The sequence below is a fragment of the Streptomyces sp. NPDC088733 genome (genome assembly GCF_044751185.1).
In the GTDB taxonomy this organism is placed as follows: domain Bacteria; phylum Actinomycetota; class Actinomycetes; order Streptomycetales; family Streptomycetaceae; genus Actinacidiphila.
In genome coordinates, this window is sequence record NZ_JBIVLH010000064.1 from 1 (window position 1) to 1,761 (window position 1,761).

Annotated in this window: 1 protein-coding gene; it reads right to left on the reverse strand. The window is 72.7% G+C overall.

Features of this window, described 5'->3' with window-relative positions; genetic code table 11:
* A partial coding sequence (locus ACIP64_RS41450) for a phosphoketolase (protein ID WP_401598052.1) occupies nt 1–1,761 on the reverse strand: 1,761 nt, incomplete at both ends.

Here is a 1,761-nt window from a genome sequence, read left to right on the forward strand (position 1 = left end):
CCACACGCCCGCGCCGCGCGCGGTGTGGGCGCGGGCGGCCTCCAGGTCCAGCCAGTCGAAGCAGGGCTGCTTCCCGGCGACCACCACGTTGACGTGGTCGCGGCTGCGCAGGAAGCGCTCGGTCACGGCCAGCAGGGTGTTGGCGTCCGGGGGCAGGTAGACCCTCACCACCTCGGGCGCCTTGTTGAGGACGTGGTCGATGAAGCCGGGGTCCTGGTGCGAGAAGCCGTTGTGGTCCTGGCGCCACACGTGCGAGGTGAGGAGGTAGTTGAGGGAGGCGATGGGGCGGCGCCAGGGCAGCGCGCGGGTGGTCCGCAGCCATTTGATGTGCTGGTTGACCATGGAGTCGACGATGTGGGCGAACGCCTCGTAGCAGGAGAACAGTCCGTGCCGGCCGGTGAGGAGGTAGCCCTCCAGCCAGCCCTGGCAGGTGTGTTCGGACAGGATCTCCATGACGCGGCCGTGCCGGTCCAGGTGTTCGTCCACGGGCAGTGTCCGCGCCTGCCATGCCTTGCCCGTCGCCTCGTAGACCGCGTCCAGGCGGTTGGAGGCGGTCTCGTCGGGTCCGACGAGACGGAAGTCGCGGCGTTCGGCGGTGGCCTCCATCAGTTGCTCCAGCAGCCTCCCGAGGACCCGGGTCGGCTCGTGCAGCGTGGCGCCGGGTTTGCCGGCCTCGGCGGCGAAGCGCTCCAGCGGGGGGAGCGGTAGGTCGCGCAGGAGCAGGCCGCCGTTGGCGTACGGGGTCGCGCCGAGCCGGTGGTCGCCCGAGGGCACGCAGTCGAGCACCTGCCCGTGCGGCCGGCCCTCGTCGTCGAAGAGTTCCTCCGGCCGGTACGACCGCAGCCATGCCTCCAGTTGGGCCAGGTGGGCGGGGTTGTCGCGGACGCCGGACAGGGGAACCTGGTGGGCGCGCCAGGTGTTCTCCACCGGCACCCCGTCGACCTCGGCCGGGCCGGTCCAGCCCTTGGGGGTGCGCAGGACGATCATCGGCCAGCGCGGGCGCCCGGGGCCGGGGCCGTCCCCGCTGTCGCGGGCGGCGCGCTGGATGCGGGCGATGCGGTCCAGGGCGGTGTCCATGGCGTCGGCCATCGCGGCGTGCACGGTCAGGGGGTCGTCGCCGGTGACGTGGAGCGGGTCGTGGCCGTAGCCGCGCAGCAGTTCGTCGAGCTCGGCCTCCGGGAGCCGGGCGAGCACGGCCGGGTTGGCGATCTTGTAGCCGTTCAGGTGGAGGATCGGCAGGACGGCGCCGTCGTGGACGGGGTCGAGGAACTTGTTGGAGTGCCACGACGCCGCCAGCGGACCCGTCTCCGCCTCGCCGTCGCCGATGACGCAGGCGACCAGCAGGTCCGGGTGGTCGAAGGCGGCCCCGTACGCGTGGGAGAGGGCGTAGCCGAGTTCGCCGCCCTCGTGGATCGAGCCGGGGGTCTCGGGGGCCACGTGGCTGGGCACGCCACCGGGGAACGAGAACTGCCGGAACAGCCGGGCCATGCCGGCGGCGTCCCGGGTGACGTCCGGGTAGGTCTCGGTGTAGCTGCCCTCGAGCCAGGAGTTCGCGAGCACCGCGGGTCCCCCGTGGCCCGGGCCCCAGACGCACAGCGCGTGCAGGCCGCGGGCGGCGATGACGCGGTTGAGGTGGGTGTGCACCAGGTTCAGGCCCGGTGAGGTGCCCCAGTGGCCGAGCAGCCGGGGCTTGATGTGCTCGGGGCGCAGGGGTTCGGTCAGCAGGGGATTGGCCATCAGGTAGATCTGGCCGACGGCCAG